Source organism: Vulcanococcus sp. DEBay_Sum22DG08_74, assembly GCF_017852955.1.
Classification (GTDB): domain Bacteria; phylum Cyanobacteriota; class Cyanobacteriia; order PCC-6307; family Cyanobiaceae; genus Vulcanococcus.
This window is the reverse complement of the sequence record NZ_JAFMKL010000160.1, coordinates 1-2,796: the sequence shown is the minus strand read 5'-3', so window position 1 is coordinate 2,796 and position 2,796 is coordinate 1. Positions and strand designations below refer to the sequence as shown.

Below are 2,796 nucleotides of genomic sequence, written 5' to 3'. Positions count from 1 at the left end.
ACGCCCCCTGTTGGATTCGAACCAACGACCGGCTGCTTAGAAGGCAGCTGCTCTATCCAGCTGAGCTAAGGGAGCTTGGATCTGACGCATTGTGCCAGCTGAGCCAAGGCTTCTATGGTGGTGTGCTGGAGAACGATGTCCACATGCCCGCTCCACGGCTGACTGAAGGCCAAAAAGAGGAGCTGGTTGCTCGCTACCGCCAGGGCGAAACCGCCCAGGCCCTGGCGGCGAGCTACGGCTGCAGCCCCAACACCGTCAGCCGGGTGCTGAAGGCTGGGATCGATCCCGACGAGCTCGCTGAGCTCAAGAAGCAATCCCGCAGCCGCTCGTCTGCCAAGCCCGCAGCCGTTGTTGAAGCTCCAACTCCTGAGCCCGAGTCCACGACCAGCGAGCCGGAAGAGTCCTCAGACGATGAGGAGGATCCGGGGGTGTTGGCGATCGATGACGCCGATGACTTCGGCGATGACGGCGACGAGGAGACCTACGAGGACGGCGATGACGCTCTGGAGGTTGCACCCCTCGGCGGCGTTCCAGCGGCGGAGCTGATCGATCCGATCCCCCTGCTTCCCGGATTGCTGCCCAGCAGCGTCTACATGCTGGTGGACAAGGTGGTGGAGCTGCAGGCCAAGCCCCTCAACGAATTCCCTGAGCTCGGTTCCCTGCCGGAAGCCGAGCAGGCGCGTCAGGCCCTGATGCTCTTCACCAATCCCCGCCAGGCCAAGCGCCAGTGCGGCCGCAGCCAGCGGGTGATCAAGGTGCCCGACAGCGATGTGCTGCAGCGGCGCTCCTCCTATCTGGTGGCCCAGGGCATCACCCGCCTGGTGGTGGAAGGCGGTCTGCTCTACTCCCTGCCGGAAGCCTGATCACTGCCCGGCAGCAGCAGGGCCGTTGCTGCGCCGCCGCTGATCACCCCGATCACCAGGGAGACCCCCAGGAGAAAGCCTGTGGGGAGTTCCGCCGTGCGGCCAAACCCAAGGTTCAGGCGGGTGCGTTGATCGAGGTTCTGGGCGCCCAGACAAAGGATCAACAACAGCAGCACCCCACCGCCGAGGCTGGCCAGAAGCAGGCGCAGGCGCAGCAGCATCAGGGGGTGTCGTCGTCTTGATGCAGCAAAGCGTAGAGCTCGCGTTTGGCGATGCCCGTGCTGCGGGCCAGTTGGCGAGCGGCATCGTTGCGGCTGAGCCCGCCGCTCACTAGGGCCTGCAGCTGCTCACGCAGCGTCTCATCGCTGGGTCGCTCGCTGGCTTTGGTCTCGGCGCCGCCCAGAACCAGGGTGAATTCCCCCTGGGGCGGGTGCTGGCGGAAGTGTTCGAGTGCCGCGCTCAGGGTGGGGCCGACCTGCTGCTCATGGCGCTTGGTCAGCTCCCGGGTGACGGCGATTGGCCGGTCCCCCAGGAGTTCCAGTAGGTCCTCCAGCAGCGCCAGCAGGCGGTGGGGTGCTTCGTAGAAGACCAGGGTCCGCTCCTCTTGGGCCAAGGCCTGCAGGCGGGCGCGGCGGGCGGTGGCCTTGGGGGGAAGGAAGCCCTCAAAGCAGAACCGCCCGCAGGGCAGACCACTGCTCACCAGGGCAGTCGTGGCGGCGCAGGGCCCGGGCACGCAGATCACCGTTCGCCCCTGGCCGCGGGCGGCGCTCACCAGCTCCTCGCCGGGATCGGAGATGCCCGGGAGCCCGGCATCGCTGATCACGGCGATCGCTTCCCCGTTCTCTAGGGCCTCCAGCAGCTCCGGGATTCGGGTGGCCTGGTTGTGCTCGTGGAAGCTCACCAGACGGTTCTTGATGCCCAGGTTGTGCAGCAGCAGGCCGCTGCGGCGGGTGTCCTCGCAGGCAATGCGATCGGCCCCGGCCAGCACGGTCTTGGCCCGGGGCGAGAGATCGCCGGTGTTCCCGATCGGGGTGCCCACCAGATAGAGCACGCCTGCAGCGGGTTCAGCGCCCTGCATCACAATGCTCCTTTGCCCTTCCATGATGCCCGCCGCCGCCTGCTTCCCCCCTGGCATCGAGGAGAAGCAGCTCTTGGCGGATCTGCGCCGGCTCTGCTGGGGTGCCGCCGACATCCTGCTGGCCTATGGCCGCGGTGAGCAGCCCCCCTATGGCTTCCCCAAGGCCCTGAGCGTCGATGAAGGGGGCGAGGGCCCGGTCAGCGCCGCCGATCTGGCGGTCAACCAGTGGCTGCTCGATGGCCTGGCCCAGGCCTATCCGGATGCGGGTTGGACCCTGCTGAGCGAGGAGACCGCCAAGGAGCAACTGACCGCCGGTGAGCCCCTGGATGCGGAGTGGCTCTGGATCCTGGATCCCCTCGATGGCACCAAGGATTTCCTGCAGGGCACCGGCGAGTACGCCGTGCACCTGGCGCTGGTCCACCGCGGTGAGGCCGTCTTGGGGGTGGTGCTTCAGCCGCTGCTGGAGGACCTCTGGTTCGGCCTGGTGCCCGAGGGCCGCGCCTGGCGGGAGAACCGCGCCGGTGAGCAGCAGCCCGCCCAGCTCAGTTCCCGCCAGGCCCTCTCCGAGATGGTGCTGGTGGCCAGCCGCAACCACCGGGACCAACGGCTCGAGCAGCTGCTGGAGGCCCTGGCCCTGGGCGACACCAAGGCCATCGGCAGCGTCGGCGGCAAGGTGGCCACGATCCTGCGGGGTGAGACCGACGTCTACATCTCCCTCTCGGGCAAGAGCGCCCCGAAGGACTGGGACATGGCGGCTCCCGAGGCCGTGCTCAAGGCGGCCGGTGGCGCCTTCAGCCACGCTGACGGTGCACCGCTTCGCTACAACACCGGCGATGTACGCCAGGCCGGCTGCCT

Annotated in this window: 4 protein-coding genes and 1 tRNA gene; 2 read left to right on the top strand and 3 right to left on the bottom strand. The window is 67.8% G+C overall.

Features of this window, described 5'->3' with window-relative positions:
• Position 1: 1 nt before the first annotated feature.
• Positions 2 to 75, bottom strand: a tRNA-Arg gene (locus QZ184_RS11145).
• 68 nt (positions 76 to 143) lie between these two features.
• Between QZ184_RS11145 and QZ184_RS11140 the strand changes: the two genes are divergently transcribed.
• Positions 144 to 863 (top strand): hypothetical protein, encoded by a 720-nt coding sequence (locus QZ184_RS11140; RefSeq protein ID WP_296419671.1) that lies wholly within the window; start codon positions 144 to 146, stop codon positions 861 to 863.
• Here the strand turns inward: QZ184_RS11140 and QZ184_RS11135 are convergent.
• Together QZ184_RS11135 and rsmI are read right to left on the bottom strand one after the other, a co-directional pair.
• Positions 842 to 1,084 (bottom strand): hypothetical protein, encoded by a 243-nt coding sequence (locus QZ184_RS11135; protein WP_010312917.1) that lies wholly within the window; start codon positions 1,082 to 1,084, stop codon positions 842 to 844. The genes QZ184_RS11140 and QZ184_RS11135 overlap by 22 nt on opposite strands.
• On the bottom strand, positions 1,084 to 1,941 hold the full coding sequence (gene rsmI / locus QZ184_RS11130; protein WP_296419669.1) for a 16S rRNA (cytidine(1402)-2'-O)-methyltransferase: 858 nt from the start codon (positions 1,939 to 1,941) through the stop codon (positions 1,084 to 1,086). Before rsmI ends, QZ184_RS11135 begins: the two co-directional genes overlap by 1 nt.
• Before the next feature lie 22 nt (positions 1,942 to 1,963).
• On the opposite strand from rsmI, the gene QZ184_RS11125 reads away from it, so the two are divergent.
• A partial coding sequence (locus QZ184_RS11125) for a 3'(2'),5'-bisphosphate nucleotidase CysQ (RefSeq protein WP_296419667.1) occupies positions 1,964 to 2,796 on the top strand: 833 nt, incomplete at its 3' end.